The following is a 20,981-nucleotide window of genomic DNA, read 5'->3' on the forward strand; positions in this document are numbered from 1 at the left end:
GCTCACGGCCACTGCCCCAGCGTCAGGCGCTCGTTTCCGCCGTAGTCGCGGCAGGTCTCGACGGCGGCGTAACCCGCCTGCGTAAAGAGCGCGCGCACGGCTTCACCCTGCGTCCAGCCATGCTCCACCAGCAGCCAGCCGCCGGGACGTAAATGCTGTCGTGACGTTGTCACAATATGGTCAAGATCGGCTAACCCGGCGTTGGCGGCAACCAGCGCCGTCAGCGGTTCGAAGCGAACATCCCCCTGCGCCAGGTGCGGGTCCTGCTCGTCGATATAGGGCGGGTTACTGACAATCATTCCGAACGTCTGCTTCTCCAGCGCGCTAAACCAGCTGCTCTGCAGCACGGTCACGTTAGCCACGCCCAGTCGCTCCACGTTACGCTGCGCCAGCGCCACCGCGTCGGGCATCACATCGACCGCCGTTACCGCGCTATCGGGCCGCTCGGTGGCGAGCGCCAGCGCGATAGCACCGGTGCCGGTACCGAGGTCGAGAATGCGGCAGGCCTCTGCGGGTAAACGCGCCAGCGCATGCTCCACCAGACACTCGGTGTCGGGGCGCGGGATCAGCGTCGCCGCTGAGACGAACAGGGGTAATGACCAGAACTCGCGCTCCCCGACAAGATGCGCCACCGGCTCGCCGGTTTTACGGCGGGCGAGCAGCGCGGCCAGCTGCGCCTCCTGCTCTGCGGTGAGTTCGGTTTCACCGAAGGCCAGCAGATACGTGCGGGCTTTGCCCGTCACGTACTCAAGCAAAATTTCGGCGTCGCGCTTAGGACTTTCGCTTTCTGAAAGCTCACCGGTGGCCTGGCGTAACCAGCGCTGGAAATCCATTATTCCTGCTCGGACAGCGCCGCCAGCTGGTCGGCCTGGTATTCCTGCACGATAGGCTCAATCAGCATATCGAGCTTACCTTCCATCACCTCGTCCAGACGGTAGAGCGTCAGGTTGATACGGTGGTCGGTCACGCGGCCCTGCGGGAAGTTGTAGGTGCGGTTACGGTCGCTGCGATCGCCGCTGCCTAACAGGTTACGACGCGTAGACGCTTCCGCCTGCTGGCGTTTCGCCATTTCCGCCGCGTGAATACGCGCGCCCAGCACGGACAGCGCTTTGGCTTTGTTTTTGTGCTGCGAACGCTCGTCCTGACATTCGACGACGATGCCGGTCGGCAGGTGGGTAATTCGGATGGCGGAGTCGGTGGTGTTAACGTGCTGACCGCCCGCCCCGGAGGAACGGAAGGTGTCGATGCGCAGATCGGCCGGGTTGATGTCCGGCAGTTCCGCTTCCGGCAGCTCCGGCATCACCGCCACCGTACAGGCTGAGGTGTGAATGCGACCCTGGGATTCAGTAGCCGGCACGCGCTGCACGCGATGGCCGCCGGATTCAAACTTAAGACGGCCGTACACGCCGTCGCCGCTGATCTTGGCGATAACCTCTTTGTAGCCGCCATGCTCGCCTTCGTTGGCGCTCATGATCTCCACGCGCCAGCGACGCGATTCGGCGTAGCGGCTGTACATGCGGAACAGATCCCCGGCAAACAGGGCCGCTTCGTCACCGCCGGTACCGGCGCGAACTTCAACAAACGCGTTACGCTCATCGTCCGGATCTTTCGGCAGCAGAAGAACCTGAAGCTGCTGCTCCATCTCTTCAGAACGCGCTTTCGCATCCTGTAACTCTTCCTGCGCCATCTCGCGCATTTCAGGATCGTCGAGCATCATCTGCGCGGTTTCGATATCTTCCTGAACCTGTCGCCAGTCGGTAAAGCATTTAGAAACATCACTTAACTGCGCGTACTCACGTGAAAGCGCGCGAAAACGTTCCTGGTCCGCAATGGTCCCGGCATCGCCGAGCAGCGCCTGTACTTCTTCATGGCGCTCGTGCAGAGCTTCCAGTTTAGCGACGATAGAAGGCTTCATAGGCGTAAGTGCACCTTGTCTTAGAAAATGGGTATAGGGCGCTATTCCAGCCCGAGGCTGTTGCGCAGAATAGTCAGGCGTTCATCATCCCCGTCACGGGCTGCCTGCTGAAGAGATTTGGTTGGCGCATGGATCAGGCGGTTGGTCAGTTTCCACGCCAGATCCTGCATTATTGCGTGTGCGTCGCCACCCTGTTCAAGGGCCGCTAACGCTTTGGCAGTCAGGTCGTCACGCACCTGCTCCGCCTGCCCGCGGTACTCGCGGATGGTCTCGCTGACGCTTTGCGCGCGCAGCCAGGCCATAAACTCACTGGTTTCCTGCTCGACAATGGTTTCCGCCTGAACCGCCGCCGCTTTACGCTGAGCGAGGTTGTGCGAAATGATGCTTTGCAGGTCATCCACGCTGTAGAGGTAGGCGTTAGCCAGCTTGCCGACTTCCGGCTCCACATCGCGCGGAACGGCGATATCCACCAGCAGCATAGGCTGATTACGACGGGACTTCAGCGCGCGCTCCACCATCCCTTTACCGATGATCGGCAGCGGACTGGCGGTAGAGCTGATAATAATGTCCGCCTCTTTCAGACGTTCATCGATGTCGCTCAGGGCAACCACCTCTGCCCCCACTTCATCCGCCAGCACCTGCGCGCGTTCGCGGGTGCGGTTGGCGATAATCATCTTCTTCACTTTATGCTCGCGCAGATGGCGCGCCACAAGTTCGATGGTTTCGCCCGCTCCCACCAGCATTACGGTGACGGTTGAGAGGGATTCAAAGATTTGGCGCGCAAGGGTGCAGGCAGCGAAAGCAACAGAAACCGCACTGGCACCAATGTCGGTTTCGGTTCGCACACGCTTCGCCACGGAGAACGATTTCTGGAACATGCGCTCCAGCTCGCTGGCCTTCAGGTGCCCTTTTTGCGAATCCGCAAACGCTTTTTTCACCTGACCCAGAATTTGCGGCTCGCCCAGCACCAGCGAATCCAGCCCGCTGGCGACGCGCATCAGATGGCTGACGGCATCGTTGTCCTGATGCCAGTACAGGCTGTTGCGCAGCTCGTCTTCGTTGAGGTTGTGGTAGTCGCATAGCCAGCGGATCAGCGCTTCATGCAGGTTATCCTGCTCTTCCACGCTTAAATACAGTTCGGTACGGTTGCACGTCGAGAGCACCACGCCACCCTGCACCATCGGCTGTGCAAGCAGGCTGTCCAGCGCCAGGTCAAGCGTATCCGGCGAAAACGTAACGCGTTCTCGCAGCGAAACCGGGGCCGTTTTGTGGTTGATGCCGAGTGCTAATAGGGTCATGTTGAGCGGGAGTAGTACCAGCGTTAATAAGGTTAGCAGAACGCATCATACAGGATGCGCGAGATCAATAAAAGGGACTGCCCCCTTTCGGAGTAATAGCTTACGCCACGCTTTGAGATAATTTGAACGTAGACGGTAGCCCCCTTCGACGCTAGCATTAACAGTCATAACTGCAACGTATCTCAAGGATTTGTCCTCATTATGACCCGACTGATTCGCCTGCTGCCGCTGGCGGCACTGGTTCTGACCGCATGTACCGTCACCCAACCAAAAGGCCCGGGCAAAAGCCCTGATTCACCGCAGTGGCGTCAGCACCAGCAGGACGTCCGTAATTTGAGCCAGTACCAGACCCGCGGCGCCTTCGCCTATCTCTCTGACGAGCAAAAGGTTTATGCACGTTTCTTTTGGCAGCAAACGGGTCAGGACAACTATCGCCTGCTGCTGCTGAACCCGCTGGGCAGCACCGAGCTGGAGCTTATCGCTAAGCCGGGCGAAGCGCAGATCACCGATAATAAAGGCCAGCACTACACCGCGGCCGATGCCGAAGAGATGATCGGCAAGCTGACCGGAATGCCTATCCCGCTCAACAGCCTGCGCCAGTGGATCCTTGGCCTGCCGGGTGAGGCAACCGACTACACGCTTGACGATCAATACCGCCTGAGCCAGATGAGCTACACGCAGAACGGCAAAACCTGGAAAGTGGTGTACAACGACTATGACGGCAAGAGTAAACCGTCGCTGCCATCGAATATGGAACTGACCCAGGGCAGCCAGCGCATCAAGCTGAAAATGGACAACTGGATCGTTAAATGATGACCCACTGGCCCTCTCCGGCAAAACTAAACCTGTTTTTATACATTACCGGCCAGCGTGCTGACGGGTACCACACCCTGCAGACGCTGTTTCAGTTTATTGACTACGGCGATACGATCTCTATCGAGCTGCGCCAGGACGGGCAGATTTGCCTCCTGACGCCGGTCGAAGGCGTGGCGCATGAGGACAACCTGATCGTTCGCGCTGCGCGCCTGCTGATGAAAGCCGCGGCAGACGCCGGACGATTGCCGGCAGGAAGCGGTGCGAACATCCGCATCGAGAAACGTCTGCCGATGGGCGGCGGGCTGGGCGGTGGCTCATCTAACGCCGCCACGGTGCTGGTTGCCCTGAACCACCTCTGGGGTTGCGGGCTGTCGCAGGACGAGCTGGCCGCTTTAGGCCTGACGCTGGGCGCGGATGTCCCGGTATTTGTGCGCGGTCACGCGGCCTTTGCCGAGGGCGTGGGTGAGATCCTCTCCCCGGTTGAACCGCCGGAAAAATGGTATCTGGTGGCCCACCCTGGCGTAAGCATTCCGACCCCGGTCATCTTTAAAGATCCAGACCTGAAAAGAGATACCCCGGTTCGGTCAATAGAAACGTTATTAAATTGTGAATTCAGCAACGATTGCGAGGATATCGCAAGAAAACGTTTTCGCGAGGTTGATGCGGTGCTTTCCTGGCTGTTAGAATACGCGCCGTCGCGCCTGACTGGTACAGGGGCCTGTGTCTTTGCTGAATTTGACACCGAATCCGCCGCTCGTCAGGTGCTTGAGCAAGCGCCGGTTTGGCTGCATGGTTTTGTAGCGCGCGGGATGAACACGTCCCCCCTGCAGCACGCCATTCTGGCGCAGACTGAGTTTCGGTGACAACGTCACCCTGTTCCAGACGTTGCATCGCGCTCTTTAATACACCGCCTGGATAGCCTTCGCCTGGCCCGCACAGTTTGCGGCGAACGCTATCCACCACTGGACGCATGCCTGAGGTTCTTCTCGTGCCTGATATGAAGCTTTTTGCTGGTAACGCCACCCCGGAACTAGCACAACGTATTGCCAACCGCCTGTACACTTCCCTCGGCGACGCCGCCGTAGGTCGCTTTAGCGACGGCGAAGTCAGCGTACAAATCAACGAAAATGTACGCGGTGGTGATATTTTCATCATCCAGTCCACCTGTGCTCCAACAAACGACAACCTGATGGAACTGGTTGTTATGGTCGACGCCCTGCGTCGTGCTTCAGCAGGCCGTATCACTGCTGTTATTCCTTACTTCGGCTATGCCCGTCAGGACCGTCGCGTTCGTTCCGCGCGTGTGCCAATCACCGCTAAAGTTGTCGCTGACTTCCTGTCCAGCGTCGGCGTTGACCGCGTACTGACCGTTGACCTGCACGCAGAGCAGATCCAGGGCTTCTTCGACGTCCCGGTTGATAACGTATTCGGCAGCCCAATCCTGCTGGAAGACATGCTGCAGCTGAACCTGGACAACCCAATCGTGGTTTCTCCGGACATCGGCGGCGTGGTACGTGCTCGCGCTATCGCTAAGCTGCTGAACGATACCGACATGGCAATCATCGACAAACGCCGTCCGCGCGCTAACGTTTCTCAGGTGATGCACATCATCGGTGACGTGGCTGGCCGTGACTGCGTGCTGGTTGACGACATGATCGATACCGGCGGTACGCTGTGTAAAGCCGCTGAAGCGCTGAAAGAGCGTGGTGCCAAGCGCGTGTTCGCTTACGCGACCCACCCGATCTTCTCCGGCAATGCGGTAAACAACCTGCGCAACTCCGTTATTGACGAAGTTGTAGTATGCGATACCATCCCACTGAGCGACGAGATCAAGGCACTGCCAAACGTGCGTACCCTGACCCTGTCCGGGATGCTGGCCGAAGCGATTCGTCGTATCAGCAACGAAGAATCCATCTCTGCAATGTTCGAACACTAATCGGACACGGCCCAAAAACCCGCTGCGGCGGGTTTTTTTGTCTCTGGGTTTTATTTGTATGATTAATGCCTCCTTCACCTGCCATTCATATGACAGATGATGCGCATACGGATGATAGATAATTGTGAAAAACGTAACCTCCTCACATGTTCTGCCCTTTCGCGCCCTCATCGACGCCTGCTGGAAAGAGAAGTACACCTCGTCACGCTTTGTACGTGACCTGATTGCCGGGATCACCGTCGGCATTATCGCCATCCCGCTGGCGATGGCGCTGGCGATTGGCAGCGGCGTTGCACCGCAGTACGGCCTGTACACCTCGGCCGTTGCAGGGATCGTCATCGCCCTGACCGGCGGTTCACGCTTTAGCGTCTCCGGCCCGACCGCCGCTTTTGTGGTGATCCTCTACCCCGTTTCGCAGCAGTTTGGTCTGGCAGGCCTGCTGGTCGCCACCCTGATGTCCGGGGTCTTTTTAATTCTGTTTGGCCTGGCCCGCTTTGGGCGCCTGATCGAGTACATCCCCCTTTCCGTGACGTTGGGGTTCACCTCCGGGATCGGTATCACCATCGGGACGATGCAAATCAAGGATTTCCTGGGCCTGCAAATGGCTCACGTTCCTGAACACTACCTGCAAAAAGTGGGCACGCTGTTTATGGCGCTGCCGACTGCGAACCTGGGCGACGCCGCCATCGGGATTGTGACGCTGGGCACGCTGATCGTCTGGCCCCGTCTGGGCATTCGACTGCCGGGCCATCTGCCCGCGCTGCTGCTGGGCTGTGCGGTGATGGCCGTCGTGAATATGCTCGGCGGACACGTTGCCACCATCGGCTCGCAGTTCCACTATGTTCTGGCGGACGGTTCACAGGGCAGCGGCATTCCGCAGCTGTTACCGCAGCTGGTGTTGCCGTGGGACATGCCCGGCTCCAGCTTTACCCTAAGCTGGGACTCCCTTCGCGCCCTGCTTCCTGCGGCGTTCTCTATGGCGATGCTGGGGGCGATTGAGTCCCTGCTCTGCGCCGTGGTGCTCGACGGCATGACCGGCACAAAGCACAAAGCGAACGGCGAGCTGGTCGGCCAGGGATTAGGCAACCTCATCGCGCCGTTCTTCGGCGGTATTACGGCCACGGCGGCTATCGCCCGTTCTGCGGCAAACGTGCGCGCCGGGGCAACCTCACCGGTTTCTGCGGTTATCCACTCCGTGCTGGTGATCCTCGCCCTACTCATTCTAGCTCCGTGGCTCTCCTGGCTCCCGCTCTCTGCAATGGCGGCGCTGCTGCTGATGGTGGCGTGGAACATGAGTGAGGCGCATAAGGTGGTGAACCTGCTGCGCCGCGCGCCGAAGGACGACATCATCGTGATGCTAATCTGCATGTCGCTGACCGTGCTGTTCGATATGGTCATCGCCATCAGCGTAGGGATCGTGCTCGCTTCCCTGCTGTTTATGCGCCGCATTGCGCAGATGACGCGCCTCTCCCCGGTTAACGTGGAGGTGCCTGATGACGTGCTGGTGCTGCGCGTGATTGGCCCGCTGTTTTTCGCCGCGGCGGAAGGATTGTTCAGCGATCTGGAGTCCCGCATCGCGGGCAAGCGGATTGTGGTGCTGAAGTGGGATGCCGTACCGGTGCTGGATGCCGGCGGGCTGGATGCCTTCCAGCGCTTTGTGAAACGTCTGCCGGAAGGCTGCGAGCTGCGGGTGAGTAACCTGGAGTTCCAGCCCCTGCGCACCATGGCGCGCGCGGGCGTGCAGCCTATCCCTGGCCGACTCTCCTTCTACCCAAACCGTGAAGCCGCGTTAGCGGATCTGTGAGCCACCTGATGCAGAGAAACGTCTCTGCATCACACCCCGGTAGCCTGCTGCAGCCACCCAAGCACGGCAGGCGTCATCCATGTTCCCTTCATCAGATGCGGCTCCTTCTGCATGGCCACGCGAAACTTTTGCTGGGTCTCCGGGTTCGTGCCCGCGTAAGACTGGAACAGCGCCAGCCAGTTTTCGGCAAGCTTTTGCGCATCGTCAGAGGCAGGGTCGAGATGTTCCCGCTGCGCCTGGTGCAGCTTCGCCACCAGCGGCGGCCACTCCATCATGCGGTCAAAGTAGTGCTTACGGGTAAATGCCATCTCTTCGGCAGAGAGATATTTCTCCCAGATAATAAGCTTCGATTCGGCAAACGCCCGCGTAATGTAATCGGTCATCTCCGGCGTAATGCCGGTCTGCGCCTGCATCTGTGGCTCAACGCTGTGCATGTCGTTCAGCCGGGTGAGAAACTCCGGCCTGCCCGCCGTGTCCTGCTCCAGGCGAGCCATCCAGCGCGTAGCCAGGTCCATCGCCCGCGCGTCAGTCACGGGTACACGTTGTTCCAGCAGCGCGCTGGCCTCCGCAACCAGCCCCGACCAGATAGCCGCCAGCGCATCCTTCTGCACCACAAACGGCAGCTGCTGTAACTCTTCTTTGCTAAACCAGCGATCGTACATATTCATCAACTCCAGAGTCTGTAGCCAGGATTCCAGATCCGGGGTCGCATCGTCGAGAAGCCCGGTGCGTAAATCCATCAGCCGGTCGCGCAGCGTATTTATGCTGCGCAGCTGCTTATCCAGCAGGCTGATTTGCGCATCGAGGAGCTCCGTTAACGTTAGCGACTCCTGTTCCAGAAAATCCCTGATTTCAGCAAGTTCCAGCCCCGCTTTTGCCAGCGCCTGGATCATGTGCAGACGCTGAACATCCGCCAGGTTGTAAAGCCGGTAACCTGCCGCGCTTCTGGCAGAAGGCAGCAACAACCCTGTTTGCTCATAGTGATGCAATGTTCGCACGGTGATGCCGGCCCGTTTTGCCAGCTCACCCACCTGAATCAACATAACTGCTCCTTTTCTTTGCCAGTGCCGTCACTCTGGAGCCTTACGTTACGTGAGGGTCAACCCTTGATGCAAAAAAAACGACTCCCTCGGGAGCCGTTTCGGTGTTCGATATCGCAGCACTAGCTGTGCTTATGCTGGTCGCGACGACAGCGTTTGTCGTAGTGGCGCACCCACCAGTATTTGTCACACACTTCCTCATGGCCGCTCACGCGAGCCCCTGCCAGCCACAATACTGCGCCAACAAAGATGCTTAATATTGCGCCATGCGCAAAGTATTGCGGTAGGTCAAACTGCGGCAACTGGTTTAAAATTGAATAACCCACGCCGGCTACCATCACGAACAGCCCCAATCCCATCAGCACGTTACCGAGTAACGAAGCGTTTTTGCGTTTCATGTGTCACCTCCGGAACTTTGGGTCGTCAGGGGAAAAGCCCCTAATCCTTGTGTGTAAAGTATAGACAACGCCCCTTTTATGAGTTGCGTGAATGATCACAATTACAGATAACTCCCAAACAAAAGTTTACAAATAAGACTTTGAACAGCTTGAAATTCTAATTGTTCAAATAGGTAATTATTCGTATTTCACTGTGAAGATCGCAGAATTTTGTCAAGCGGCGCGCCAGACAGTAAACTACGCGCCAGATCTGGAACCCATTAGGAATTGAATCGTGACGATTAAACTGATTGTCGGCCTCGCCAACCCGGGCGCAGAGTATGCGGCCACCCGCCACAATGCCGGGGCATGGTACGTCGATCTGCTGGCCGAGCGGTTACGTGCTCCCCTGCGTGAAGAACCTAAATTCTTCGGGTATACCTCACGTATCAACCTTGCAGGCGCGGATGTTCGCCTGCTGGTGCCCACCACGTTTATGAACCTGAGCGGTAAAGCGGTGGCGGCGATGGCGACGTTTTATCGCATTAATCCGGATGAAATTCTGGTTGCCCACGATGAGCTGGATCTCCCGCCTGGCGTGGCAAAATTCAAACTGGGCGGCGGGCACGGCGGCCACAACGGTCTTAAAGACATCATCAGCAAGCTGGGAAATAATCCGAATTTCCACCGTTTGCGCGTCGGAATCGGCCATCCGGGCGATAAAAACAAAGTTGTCGGTTTCGTACTCGGTAAGCCCCCGGTTTCTGAGCAGAAACTGATTGACGAAGCGGTAGACGAAGCGGCGCGCTGCACCGAAATCTGGCTGAAAGACGGGCTAACCAAAGCGACAAACCGCTTACACGCTTTCAAAGCGCAATAATCTGTCCGATCCGGCATTTTTACCGCGCGTCATGCGGGTTACGTGTATAATAGGCGTAGTTATTTACTTTTCATCAGTCGGTTATCGTTAACGGATTGATTATCAAGATATTAAGGTGATTTAGAAATGGGATTCAAATGCGGTATCGTCGGTCTGCCAAACGTGGGCAAATCCACCCTGTTTAACGCGCTTACCAAAGCGGGTATCGAAGCGGCGAACTTCCCGTTCTGTACCATCGAACCTAACACCGGCGTTGTGCCAATGCCTGATCCGCGTCTGGATCAGCTCGCGGAAATCGTTAAGCCGCAGCGCATTCTGCCAACCACCATGGAATTCGTGGACATCGCGGGCCTGGTAAAAGGCGCATCCAAAGGTGAAGGCCTGGGCAACCAGTTCCTGACCAACATTCGTGAAACCGAAGCGATCGGCCACGTTGTGCGCTGCTTCGAGAACGACAACATTATCCACGTCAACAACAAAGTGGATCCGGCCGACGACATCGACGTCATCAACACCGAGCTGGCGCTCTCTGACCTCGACACCTGCGAACGCGCGATTCACCGCGTGCAGAAGAAAGCCAAAGGCGGCGACAAGGACGCGAAAGCGGAACTGGCTGCGCTGGAAAAATGTCTGCCACAGCTGGAAAACGCCGGCATGCTGCGCGCGCTGAAAAACCTGACTGAAGAAGACAAAGCGGCAATCAAATACCTGAGCTTCCTGACCCTGAAGCCAACCATGTACATCGCCAACGTTAACGAAGACGGTTTCGAGAACAACCCGTACCTCGACAAAGTGCGTGAAATTGCGGCGGCTGAAGGTTCTGTGGTTGTTGCCGTGTGCGCTGCCGTTGAATCCGATATCGCCGAGCTGGACGATGCCGACCGTGAAGAGTTCATGGCCGAGCTGGGTCTGGAAGAGCCGGGCCTGAACCGCGTGATCCGCGCAGGCTATGAGCTGCTGAACCTGCAGACCTACTTCACCGCTGGCGTGAAGGAAGTGCGTGCGTGGACCATCCCTGTGGGTGCAACTGCACCTCAGGCGGCGGGTAAAATCCACACCGACTTCGAGAAAGGCTTTATTCGTGCGCAGACCATCGCGTTTGAAGACTTCATCACCTACAAGGGTGAGCAAGGCGCGAAAGAAGCAGGCAAGATGCGTGCGGAAGGGAAAGATTATATCGTTAAAGATGGCGACGTAATGAACTTCCTGTTTAACGTCTGATTCGTCTTGAGTCAAAAAAATCCACGCCCTGGCGTGGATTTTTTTATTGCGGCGTCAAAACACATTGTCTAAGAGATCTGTCTTCATGCTGGGTTCAAAGGGAATGATTTCGGCAGTCGCAAGCTTTAACGCCTGAAAAGGATCCTCGCGCAAGCGCTCTTCAAGAGCGGCAAGACTCTCAGATTTGGCGAGAATGACTCCACCGGTTCTTGGGATCCGTCTTCCGGAAGCCAGAAATATCCCCTCAGCATACCCTTTTTTTAGCCACTCAACATGAGCGGGAATCGCTGCGTCAATCTCTTCAAGGGGTTTTATATAGGTCAATATGACAATGTAAACCGTGCTCATCCTTTGCCTCCTAGCTCTGCTTTTAAACCGCTTGTTGGAACTGCTGATACAGTCCCTCTTTTGCCACCGTTTATTGTTATCGTTTTTTGGCGCTTTTGATGTTAATACGCAGGGCCCAATTGAGACAAAGCATTACGCTTCATATCCCAGGAATAAAACCAATCATGCCAGCCGTTTTGCTTTTCCGCATAGCTACAGACTACAACCACTTCCTTTGACAGGTTGAAAGTTAAGTAATAGAAAAATGCGCCTTCAGGGGGTGCAGACCAAAATAGTTGTTCACCCTGCGCATTGAAGATGGTCAAAACGGTTGGTAGTGGCTTTGGCTCGCTTAACGTAAAGACTAACTGGCGAGTTGAGTCGACCATTGCATAGTCTAAAAATGGCATACTAACCATTATGTTACTTTCACCACACGCCCATTGAACCAGGTCATTTTCTTTAATGCAAATGAGATTTGTAATCATTGGTAAACCTCAATTTTTAAAGTTTGATCTGTTTCAAGTCACCTTTAAAAAGCCCCATAAGATATACCCGGTATCGGGCTGGCTGTACCTCTTTATACGTTAATACAATAGAAAATTCTTTTAAACAATTTGAACAAGCTTTTTTCGAAACATGTAATTGGCTTTCATCATAGCTAAATTCATTATGTTCGCTAACAAGCTTCACTCCTCTCATTTTCTTAACCAAAAAATATTTTACCTCTTCAGAGAGCGAGTCAAACTCATATGAGTTTACGATGGAATAGACTATTACACCCTCGCATTCAGGGCATGCTATTTTTGCGCCATAATCTATAAAGTCATTATCAATGCCATCCAGGACTAATATCTTCTTTTTCAGTCGATTAGTTATTTTCATTTTTTTATATTTTAACTTTATTAATAAAAAAGTAAGGCGAGAAGAAAATGAGGGGTTTTATTAATTAATAACATTGTTTAGTCAAACATTCCATTCGATATAAATACCACAATCGAAGCTTTTTTCATTAGACTGTACAACAATACTTCCCCATTCATGCTCCCATTGAATTCCATATGGGGGGGTTGTAATTTTAAGCTTAGGCTTTGAGGTTATTTCACTCTCAACCCATGCTGTCAAACGCTGCTGCTCATCCGATAAATTACTCAGGCTAGCCCTTTTATCCCAATCCTCTAGCGTTTTATAAAAATTCCCATCCTTACTAGTAAGGAATAATGATGGAGTAAAAGAAAATACTGAAGGCCTCAGTTCCAAAATGAAAATTTGATCTTTCCATTTAATATTATCGATAGAGTAATAAAAATAACCTATTTTAGTCAGTGGCGAGAAGAACTTGTAAAATGCGGAATTTTTAAAAGTATCAACATCTTTTAATTCGAGAGGGTAATTGTTAATTGCCGCAAAACCAGTATGAACATCAAGGTTCATTTCTAACATATCTAAACCACCTTGTCTGGAAGTGATTTCAATCTAATCTACATGACAATAAAGCCTTATTGCCAATGGTGCAATAAATCAATCCACATTTCTTTTTCTCCAGAGATAACTTTAATATTATCCCTATTTTCTTTTACATACTGCATGTACGTTTCATAAATATCTCTTATAGTCACGGTGTTTTCAGAGCGAGAACTTTCAATCAAAGTCATTAGTTTTTCTAAATAAATTGATGAATCCACTCTTTCGTTGAAAAAAACATTGAGATAATCGAGTACTTCATTATATGAATCGTAATTCATGATAGGCATTCCTGACTTCATACACTGATTTGTTTGGCACATCCAATTCTGTGGATATCCTGATAGCTACGTCTCGCTTTCCAGCAGTAGCTTATTGCAGGCTCCGTTCGCCCCTTCGAGCGAATTATCATCAGCGGCAAACAGGTTGTGAATAAAGTGAAAAGAAGGGAATCAGGCGTAATGCGTGATATATAAAAACTGTAATTAATATAATTACAATATCTCTCAGAGAGGAAGGTAAGGATTGGGGCGAGTCAAGAGTCAATTACCCTGCGCCATGCTTCAACCGGTTCATTCGCCACAAAAAAATATAATAAACAATCTGAAAAATTTCATATCCCATTTATTTATTTGTCAGCAAAAATAAAAGTAAATTTCACGTATCAAATTTCCATCCGCTTCATCAACGGTTCTTGTTTTGACTTTATTAAAGTCAGCTAAAATACCTTTTACTGGCACATAAGGCTTTGATATTTCATCATAAAATACCTCCCACTGTTCCTTCCGAACATATTGTTTTATTAAAAAAACAAGATTCCTTCGTAGCTCTTCTTCTGTCATTCATTTTACTCCTGAATTATAATAACACATTCAAAAAAAACAGATCACCTCCTGACATCGATGGTAATAGCATAACCTTAGAAAATTAATACGGGATATTAAGTAAAAACCCATCCAGCCGTTTTTTATTTAATATTTTACTGCCATATATTGAACAACTGTTTCCATATCTCCTGTTCCTCATGAGTAGGGACTCTATAATCATGAGTCTTTCGCCTATATTCCAAAAAACATGAGTTTATAGCTCGAATAGCCACTATTTTTTCTTTTCGACAACCATCTAAAATAGATTGCATATCCTGAAGAGAATTAGAATCAAGAATATATTTTTTGAAAAAACAGTTCCAGGAAATCTAACACTTCATTATAAGATTGTAAATTTACCATGGTTCCTCTGACAGAATATCAATCTTGTCAAAATTAATAACTCTGTTTTCAGCATGCCGCTGTTGAACATTACCTTGGCCGCCTTCAGGGTATGCTATTTCTGCGCTATAATCTATAAAGTCATTATCAATGCCATCCAGAACTAATATCTTCTTTTTCAGTTGATTAGTTATTTTCATTTTTCATATAAACTCTTAATTAAAACGCAACAAATCAGAATCAATTATAGATATAATGAATAGAGGTGCTGTTTTTTATTGGTTTCGCTTTCCCGCAGCAGCTTGCCCCAGGCGCTGTTAACTCCTTCCCAGCGTACCTGCCCTTCGATATCCGTCATCCGCTCCGGCGTGCCGTTCGGCTGGCAGTGGAACCAGAAGATCTCCTGAGCATCAGCGCCGTCAATACGCGCCAGCGGGTCGTAGCTGTCCTGGTTACTGTAGACGTGGGTCAGCGGCGCGTTCCCGTGCAGTTCCTGCAGCAGGCGGAACCCTTCCCAGACAAACCGGGTGATGCCAGTGGGTCTGACAGTTATCCTTCACCACGATGGGGCCGTGGATATCATAACGCCAGCGAATGCCGTTCAGCTGCGTCAGGCGGTTATGGATAATTTTCTCAATCCCCCCTTAGAGCAGGTTATACTAAGCGGCGAGCGGATGGTGAATAAAATCAAGAGAAGGAAATCAGGCGAAATGAGTGGCATATAAAATAAAATCCATAAATACCTTGGATATATTTTACATCTTTTATTCTGGAGGATTATCTTTCCTCTATATGGTACGTATCTTTATCACTCCAATATATAACCTTATATTTGCCAAAATTTATGCCTTGATCTTTGTAATATTCCATCACTTCTGATGGATACCAACCATTCCCATATAAAAAAAGAGCACCATCGCCAATTAGAATTTTTATAATCCTTTGTTTATCCAGATCATCGCTTACAGGTCTAACCATAAACTCATCTTTTAATGAAAAACCTATCATCTGCATTTTTTTAATAAAATGCTGGCCAAAAACCCGAGTTTTAATAATGTTCCCAGCTATATCAATAACGATAATCGCTTCATTTGGCATCTTATTCAATTTACATTCACCCTTATAGCTACTGGAGTTGATGTTGGTACGGAATTTATCACCATTTCTGGAGCCCCGCCAGGTAAATGTTGGCCTGGACCTAAGAAATAATCATTACCACTTAATGGGCTTCGTGGCTGCATATTAGAGATGCCGCCAATCTTTCTTATATTAAATCCTTCACTTAAAGATCCTGGGTATAAACCCATGTCTTTTTCAATTTTTGAAGCAAGAGATTTAGATATAGTTACATCTCCATCTTCAATTCCATTGAAATATTTCAACGCCCCTTTTTTGTCTGTAATAAATGTACCATCTCGACCGATTGCAGGATATTGGTCCCAACTTTTTGGACTAATATTATATCCTACATCATCTTTTAGCATTTTAGCTTGGCGCGCTCTTGCTCTTTCAGCCTTACATAATCCAAGCGGGTCAATGTACTTGAGCGCATTCGGCGCATACTGGTAAAGGTTTATCCCCCCCGCCAGCCCTATCGGGTCCTGCTGCGTAAACCTTCCGCAGTCCGGGTCATAATACCGGAACAGATTGTAGTGCAGCCCTGTCTCACGGTCCAGGTATTGCCCCTGCATACGCAGGTTCTGGGAATATCCTGATAGCTGCGTCTCGCTTTCCCGCAACAGCTTGCCCCAGGCGCTGTTAACGCCTTCCCAGCGCACCTGCCCTTCGACATCCGTCATCCGCTCCGGCGTGCCGTTGGGCTGGCAGTGGAACCAGAAGATCTCCGGGGTATCAACGCCGTCAATACGCGCCAGCGGATCGTAGCTGTCCTGGTCGCTGTAGACGTAGGTCAGCGGCACATCCCCGTGCAGCTCCTGCAGCAGGCGGAACCCTTCCCAGACAAACCGGGTAGTGACCGGCTTGCCGGCTGGCTGACCGCCCAACATCTGCTGGCGCGTTTTGCTGATGCGGCGTCCAAGCGGATCGTAGCGGAAGCTGACCTGCGTCTGCGGCCTGTTGCGGTCCCGCGGCTGGCTAATCACTTCCGTCAGGCGGTGCTCGCCGTCGTACCGGTAGTGCCAGCGCGTCTGACCGTTATCCTTCTCCACGGTGCGGCCGTGGATGTCATAACGCCAGCGAATGCCGTTCAACTGCGTCAGGCGGTTGTGCGTGACCTTCTCAGCAGAGCCTTCGAGCGGGTTACCGGCCGCATCCCAGCGCCACTGCTCCTGGCCGGGCAGCGTACCGTCCTGAACGAGCAGACGCCCGGCGCTGTCGTACTGCCAGCGGTACCAGCTGAACGGGTTATCGTCCCGCTCTTCCCGCACCAGGTTATTGCGGTAATCGTAATCCCAGCGTCGGGACCAGCGGCGCGGAGACGGGCGCTGGGCATTGCCGGTAAAGACGTCACGGCGATGCAGGCGGCCGAGACGGTCGTACTCGCTGCGGGTGGTCAGCAGCCCCTGGGTACGGCTGGTCTCCCGGTGGAGTTCGTCGCGGGTAAAATCGGAGACCGACAGCTTATCGAGAGCAATGCTGAGCAGATGTCCGCTGCCGTAGTAGAACTGCTTCAGCTCACGGCCATCGGGCAGCGTGACGGAGGTGCGGTTGCCAAGCGTGTCATACTCACACGCCAGCTCACCGTGCTCGCCCGCTTCGCGCGTCACGCGACCGAGCGCGTCATAGTCAAAGGCAAGCTCCTGCTCTGCCTCGGTGCTCCACGCGTCCGCTGAAAGCGCAGGGTGCAGCCCAATCCGGCTTAACAGCCCTGACGGCGTGTAGTGGTAGCGGGTCTGTCCTTCCGGCGTGGTGCGCGCGACCAGCTGGCCGCTCGCGCTCCATGCAAAGGCGTGGGTAATGGCTTCGGGATGACCGGCGGCAAAGGTACGCGCTATCGTGCGCCCGCAGGCGTCGTAGCGATACTGCGAGGCCACGCCATCGAGCCCCGTCTCTTCCAGCAGCAGCGAGTCAGCCCCCCAGCGGAACTGATACGCTTCGCCGTTTTCGTTTTCAAGAGCAACCAGACGCCCCCGGCTGTCCCAGCGGCGGCGAACCTCCTCACCCTGAGTATTACGCGTGGCGGTTAAGCGTCCTGCCTCATCGTATCTGAACTCACTTTCTTTACCATCCGCGCCAGCATGCTTCACCGGCAGGCCGCGTTCGTTCCATTTGAGCGACTCCGTCCAGCCTTCCGGGCGATCGAGCTGCACCGGGCGACCAGCGGCGTCGTAGCGATAGCGCGTCTCTTCACCGTCGGCCCCAGTCTCGGTCACCAGCCAGCCCAGCGGATGATAGTGATACCGGGTCGTGCGGCCAGAGCAGTCCGTCGCGCGCACCAGCTTTCCCGCCTCGTTGTACTCCTGGTAGCGGCTGTTGCCGGCGGCATCGACCTCCTCAACGACCTGACCAAACTCGTCCCGGCGCAGCTGTGTGGTCTGTCCCATCGGGTCCACCACGCGCTTCAGGCCGTGATGTTCGTCGTACCAGAACCGGGTGGCGCTGCCGTCGGCTTCAACGATGGCTGACGGCAGCGCGCGGTGCTCAAGCCAGTTCGTTGCGCGGGCATTGCCGTCGGCGTCGATCTCCTGCACCCGGTTGCCCATCTCGTCATAAACGAAGGTAACGGCATTCCCGAGCGGATCGATGCGGCGGGTCAGGAGCTCGTTGTCATCCCACTCGTAGCGCCAGTTTTCACCGCGTTCGTCAACGTAGCGGACGATCAGGCTCTGTGCGTTCCAGTAGTGACGACGCGTCTGCCCGTCATAGTGCTCGACGGTCGTTAGCCCGGCGGCTAAATCATAGGTAAAGCGGCAGCCGTCGCCGGTGCTGGTGCGGTTTTCCACCACGCGCCAGTGGTCAAATTTTTTCCAGCGGTACTCGCTCTCCAGCCCGCCAGGCAGGCGGTGCCAGACCATCAGGCCGTGGTCGTTATAGCGGTATTCGCGGGTGACGACGCCAGAGGCATCCGTCGCGCTCGCCAGCTGGCCGCGCGCATCGTAGCCCCACTGCATCAGCGGCCAGGTACGACTGCCGTCAAAATGGCTGGCGGCGGTCACGCGCTGCGGGAATCGTTCGTCTTCATAGCGCAGGGTGACGTCTATCGCCCGCGGCTCGTCGTGAAGACCAACCAGCCTGCCGTGCTCGTCCCACTCTGTCAGCAGCGCGTTGCCGTACTCGTCACTGAGGGAGGCCAGACGCAGGATGGATGGATTCGCTCGGGTAGGTTTATACAGACGCCACACCGCGCCGTCATCGTCAGCAATCGCCACGTCGCCGCTCTCATTACGGCGGATAATGATGCCTTCGCTGACGCTGTAAAACGCGCGGTCAACAGGCGGCAGCTCGAAGCTCAGCTCGCGCCCGGTTTCGTCGTACCAGGTGGCGTTGTTTTCTTCCAGCGTCAGATAGCTGTCAAAGGCGGTAGCCCAGCCCAGGCCAAACAGCCCTTCGCGGGTGGTCAGGCTGTTGTAGCTGCGCTGCCAGCGAAGCGGGAAGCGGCCCGGCAGCGAGAAATCGAGTTCATCATCGTCATTCAGCACCTTCACGCCAGTGGCGGCATGCACCGGGTGCGAGGAGCCAAACACGGCATTGACGGCCATATCGGCCAGCATCCCGCCGCCGGCCGCCGCCAGCGCGCAGGGCATGTTTTTCAAAATCTTGCCCGGACGGCCGCGCAGCAGAGAGAGCGCAATCATCCCCAGCGCCAGCCCCGGCGTTTTGCCGCTTTTGATATCGCGAACCGTGAGCGTGTCGCCGCCGATGATCACGTTCGGAGAGACGTCGTCGGAAACGGTCCCTTCGCAGGTGGTGCGATCTTTCGCACGCACCGCAGGCTGGCCGTTGATGAAGACGCTTTTCGAACCTTCAGCCAGATACTGCGGTCCGGAGTGCTTTTCACACGCCACCTTGTCTTCTTCCAGCGGTGAGGTCCCCGCGGCGGCAGACGCCACGCTCGGCTGCCACATTTCGCTGCCAAACTGTCCGGCAGCGGAAAGCAGCATGCCCGCGTAATCGGCAAAGCTGCCCGGAGACTGCGGCTCAGGTGAAGGGGTATCTGCTGGCGTCAGCGTCCCGGCCGCGCGCGCGGCGGGGATCGCATTGGTCAGAACGTTATTCGAACCGGTAGTAATTTTACCCGCAGGCGACGGCGGGAAAATCGCGTTGCCTAACCCTTCGGCGGCACTGCTGATATCGTCTGTGATCCCCGCCACGTTTGCCAGCACGCCGCCTATGATGCCGCTTAACAGACAGCTGGAGCCAATCGCCGCCACGCCTGCGGCGGCTGCCCCTGCCCCCAGCAATGGCGCTGCCACGGTAGCTGCTGCCCCCACCGCCGCGCCGATCACCGCATAAGCGGCGCCTTCCGCCACAATGCTGGTGATGTCCGCAAAAATGCTGGAGTGAATAATCTCGTCGCCCTTACGGGCCGCGTTGTTATCGCTCATGCCTTACACATTCCGGTTGTCGTTCAGCGTCAGACTCTGCTTAAGCGCGCTCCAGCGCACCTCATCCTCTTCAGTGAATGCTCGGAGCGCTGAGAGGGTAAAAATCATCAACACCGGTTTGCCCGGCGTCTGGACTGCCAGCTGTTTTTGCCACAGGCGCTGGCCGTTATGGTCAAAGTTGGTTTCAACTTCCAGACCGCTGATGGTGCCGTCAGGCCCGGCTTTCACACGCTGGAACTCGCTCTGAACGACCTCGCCCATCTGAGGGCGCATCACGTCCCACTGGCGATGGAACTCTTTCTCATAATCGCTGCCATCCGGGATAACGCCGCGGCTGACCACCACGGACAACCCGCTTTCGTCATCGCGAATAATGTTCATGCTGTTATCCTGCCAGGCCGCAGGGAAAAGGGAAAACGAACCTTCCTGGAGGGTATATTTCATTGGGGAATCCGCGTCTAAGATTGCTGAAGGATTTTAAGGGCCGTTATGGACAACATGGCGGTAGACAGTAAGCGGTTATTCTTTCGGCGGCGTGAATTTCGCCTGAACTGCCGCATCAATATCTCCTTTGTGCCCCGCGCCCGGCGCCGTGGTGCCCGGTTTCGTGCCAGAAGTATTCAGGTGCAGCTTACCGCCCGTCGTGATATGGCCATCCCCTTCAACAAAGAAGTTAAACTCTTTGCCGATCAGGCTAATTTTGCCGTTCGCGTTAAGCTCAATGGCACTCTCGCCGGAGACCAGCCTCAGCTTTGTTCCGGAAGCGATAACGTACTGTTCCACCGCCGCATCCAGCTTGCCTTTCCCCGTCAGGATCTCGGTTCCGCCTTTCACCGCCTGGATCTGATTCGCCTCCACGCGATGCAGCTCGTTTTTCTTCACGTAGTGGCTGCGCTCGCCGCCGACGCTGTGCGTTTCATCATTTTTAACGCTGGTGTCCATATTCCGCTCGGCCTGGATCCACACCTGCTCCGCGCCCGCCTTGTCCTCGAAGCGCAGGGCGTTGGCGTTGTCGACCGAGCCGTCTTTCGTCCGGCTCATGAAGCCCATCTGCGTCGCCGCCGCCGGCAGCGCCCAAGGCGGCATGCTCGCGTCGTTGTACACGCGACCGGTAATTATCGGCCGGTCCGGGTCGCCGTTGATAAAGTCCACCACCACCTCATCGCCCACGCGCGGGATCTGCACCCCGCC

General features: G+C 54.6%; 22 protein-coding genes and 1 pseudogene. 6 read left to right on the forward strand and 17 right to left on the reverse strand.

Features of this window, described 5'->3' with window-relative positions; genetic code table 11:
• Window positions 1-2: 2 nt before the first annotated feature.
• Genes prmC through hemA form a run of 3 tightly spaced genes read right to left on the reverse strand, consistent with a single transcriptional unit; the run spans window position 3 to window position 3,213 of the window.
• Entirely contained in the window at window positions 3-833 is an 831-nt protein-coding gene (gene prmC, locus AC3WOK_RS06870) for a peptide chain release factor N(5)-glutamine methyltransferase (RefSeq protein ID WP_063431336.1), read from the reverse strand.
• Window positions 833-1,915, reverse strand: coding sequence for a peptide chain release factor 1 (gene prfA / locus AC3WOK_RS06875; protein ID WP_021240360.1), 1,083 nt, complete (start codon window positions 1,913-1,915; stop codon window positions 833-835). Before prfA ends, prmC begins: the two co-directional genes overlap by 1 nt.
• Before the next feature lie 41 nt (window positions 1,916-1,956).
• Window positions 1,957-3,213: a glutamyl-tRNA reductase gene (gene hemA / locus AC3WOK_RS06880; RefSeq protein ID WP_028018745.1), complete on the reverse strand. Its 1,257-nt coding sequence runs from the start codon at window positions 3,211-3,213 to the stop codon at window positions 1,957-1,959.
• Between the two features lie 201 nt (window positions 3,214-3,414).
• Between hemA and lolB the strand changes: the two genes are divergently transcribed.
• The 4 genes from lolB (at window position 3,415) to dauA (ending at window position 7,769) form a co-directional block, all read left to right on the forward strand.
• Window positions 3,415-4,026, forward strand: a complete 612-nt coding sequence (gene lolB, locus AC3WOK_RS06885) for a lipoprotein insertase outer membrane protein LolB (protein ID WP_059311626.1) — start codon at window positions 3,415-3,417, stop codon at window positions 4,024-4,026.
• A complete protein-coding gene (gene ispE / locus AC3WOK_RS06890; RefSeq protein WP_059311627.1) occupies window positions 4,023-4,892 on the forward strand; it encodes a 4-(cytidine 5'-diphospho)-2-C-methyl-D-erythritol kinase in 870 nt (289 codons plus the stop codon). The genes lolB and ispE overlap by 4 nt, the downstream gene beginning before the upstream one ends.
• Window positions 4,893-5,017: 125 nt before the next feature.
• On the forward strand, window positions 5,018-5,965 hold the full coding sequence (gene prs / locus AC3WOK_RS06895; RefSeq protein ID WP_003856663.1) for a ribose-phosphate diphosphokinase: 948 nt from the start codon (window positions 5,018-5,020) through the stop codon (window positions 5,963-5,965).
• A 124-nt stretch (window positions 5,966-6,089) separates the two neighbouring features.
• On the forward strand, window positions 6,090-7,769 hold the full coding sequence (dauA, locus tag AC3WOK_RS06900; protein ID WP_492354213.1) for a C4-dicarboxylic acid transporter DauA: 1,680 nt from the start codon (window positions 6,090-6,092) through the stop codon (window positions 7,767-7,769).
• Between the two features lie 29 nt (window positions 7,770-7,798).
• Here the strand turns inward: dauA and AC3WOK_RS06905 are convergent, their stop codons facing one another.
• Both AC3WOK_RS06905 and ychH read right to left on the reverse strand, forming a co-directional pair.
• Complete coding sequence (locus tag AC3WOK_RS06905; RefSeq protein ID WP_492354214.1) at window positions 7,799-8,812, reverse strand: MerR family transcriptional regulator; 1,014 nt, start codon at window positions 8,810-8,812, stop codon at window positions 7,799-7,801.
• A gap of 119 nt (window positions 8,813-8,931) precedes the next feature.
• Entirely contained in the window at window positions 8,932-9,207 is a 276-nt protein-coding gene (gene ychH / locus AC3WOK_RS06910; protein WP_047348210.1) for a stress-induced protein YchH, read from the reverse strand.
• Between the two features lie 274 nt (window positions 9,208-9,481).
• On the opposite strand from ychH, the gene pth reads away from it, so the two are divergent.
• A complete protein-coding gene (pth, locus tag AC3WOK_RS06915; RefSeq protein ID WP_023336005.1) occupies window positions 9,482-10,066 on the forward strand; it encodes an aminoacyl-tRNA hydrolase in 585 nt (194 codons plus the stop codon).
• A gap of 126 nt (window positions 10,067-10,192) precedes the next feature.
• Complete coding sequence (gene ychF, locus AC3WOK_RS06920) at window positions 10,193-11,287, forward strand: redox-regulated ATPase YchF (RefSeq protein WP_010432886.1); 1,095 nt, start codon at window positions 10,193-10,195, stop codon at window positions 11,285-11,287.
• A 54-nt stretch (window positions 11,288-11,341) separates the two neighbouring features.
• Here ychF and AC3WOK_RS06925 read toward each other — a convergent pair whose 3' ends face one another.
• The 12 genes and pseudogenes from AC3WOK_RS06925 to AC3WOK_RS06980 all read right to left on the reverse strand — a co-directional run.
• Complete coding sequence (locus AC3WOK_RS06925; protein WP_032674984.1) at window positions 11,342-11,635, reverse strand: YciI family protein; 294 nt, start codon at window positions 11,633-11,635, stop codon at window positions 11,342-11,344.
• 101 nt (window positions 11,636-11,736) lie between these two features.
• Entirely contained in the window at window positions 11,737-12,102 is a 366-nt protein-coding gene (locus AC3WOK_RS06930; protein WP_032674986.1) for a hypothetical protein, read from the reverse strand.
• A gap of 16 nt (window positions 12,103-12,118) precedes the next feature.
• Window positions 12,119-12,499 (reverse strand): hypothetical protein, encoded by a 381-nt coding sequence (locus tag AC3WOK_RS06935; RefSeq protein ID WP_063431328.1) that lies wholly within the window; start codon window positions 12,497-12,499, stop codon window positions 12,119-12,121.
• Window positions 12,500-12,580: 81 nt separating this feature from the next.
• Window positions 12,581-13,057 (reverse strand): hypothetical protein, encoded by a 477-nt coding sequence (locus AC3WOK_RS06940; protein ID WP_063431326.1) that lies wholly within the window; start codon window positions 13,055-13,057, stop codon window positions 12,581-12,583.
• A 56-nt stretch (window positions 13,058-13,113) separates the two neighbouring features.
• A complete protein-coding gene (locus AC3WOK_RS06945; RefSeq protein WP_063431324.1) occupies window positions 13,114-13,359 on the reverse strand; it encodes a hypothetical protein in 246 nt (81 codons plus the stop codon).
• Between the two features lie 354 nt (window positions 13,360-13,713).
• Window positions 13,714-13,920, reverse strand: a complete 207-nt coding sequence (locus tag AC3WOK_RS06950) for a hypothetical protein (protein ID WP_063431322.1) — start codon at window positions 13,918-13,920, stop codon at window positions 13,714-13,716.
• Window positions 13,921-14,300: 380 nt separating this feature from the next.
• On the reverse strand, window positions 14,301-14,486 hold the full coding sequence (locus tag AC3WOK_RS06955) for a hypothetical protein (protein ID WP_063431320.1): 186 nt from the start codon (window positions 14,484-14,486) through the stop codon (window positions 14,301-14,303).
• A gap of 80 nt (window positions 14,487-14,566) precedes the next feature.
• Window positions 14,567-14,930: pseudogene (locus AC3WOK_RS06960) on the reverse strand (RHS domain-containing protein); the annotation flags it as partial.
• 133 nt (window positions 14,931-15,063) lie between these two features.
• A complete protein-coding gene (locus AC3WOK_RS06965; protein WP_242658889.1) occupies window positions 15,064-15,384 on the reverse strand; it encodes a hypothetical protein in 321 nt (106 codons plus the stop codon).
• 5 nt (window positions 15,385-15,389) lie between these two features.
• Window positions 15,390-19,790 carry an RHS repeat-associated core domain-containing protein gene (locus tag AC3WOK_RS06970; RefSeq protein WP_492354215.1) on the reverse strand — a complete coding sequence of 1,467 codons (4,401 nt, stop codon included), beginning with the start codon at window positions 19,788-19,790 and terminating at the stop codon, window positions 15,390-15,392.
• Between the two features lie 3 nt (window positions 19,791-19,793).
• On the reverse strand, window positions 19,794-20,234 hold the full coding sequence (locus AC3WOK_RS06975; RefSeq protein WP_059311640.1) for a DcrB-related protein: 441 nt from the start codon (window positions 20,232-20,234) through the stop codon (window positions 19,794-19,796).
• A gap of 75 nt (window positions 20,235-20,309) precedes the next feature.
• A partial coding sequence (locus AC3WOK_RS06980) for a type VI secretion system Vgr family protein (protein ID WP_492354216.1) occupies window positions 20,310-20,981 on the reverse strand: 672 nt, incomplete at its 5' end.

Source organism: Enterobacter sp. FW301-JW81 (assembly GCF_058788735.1).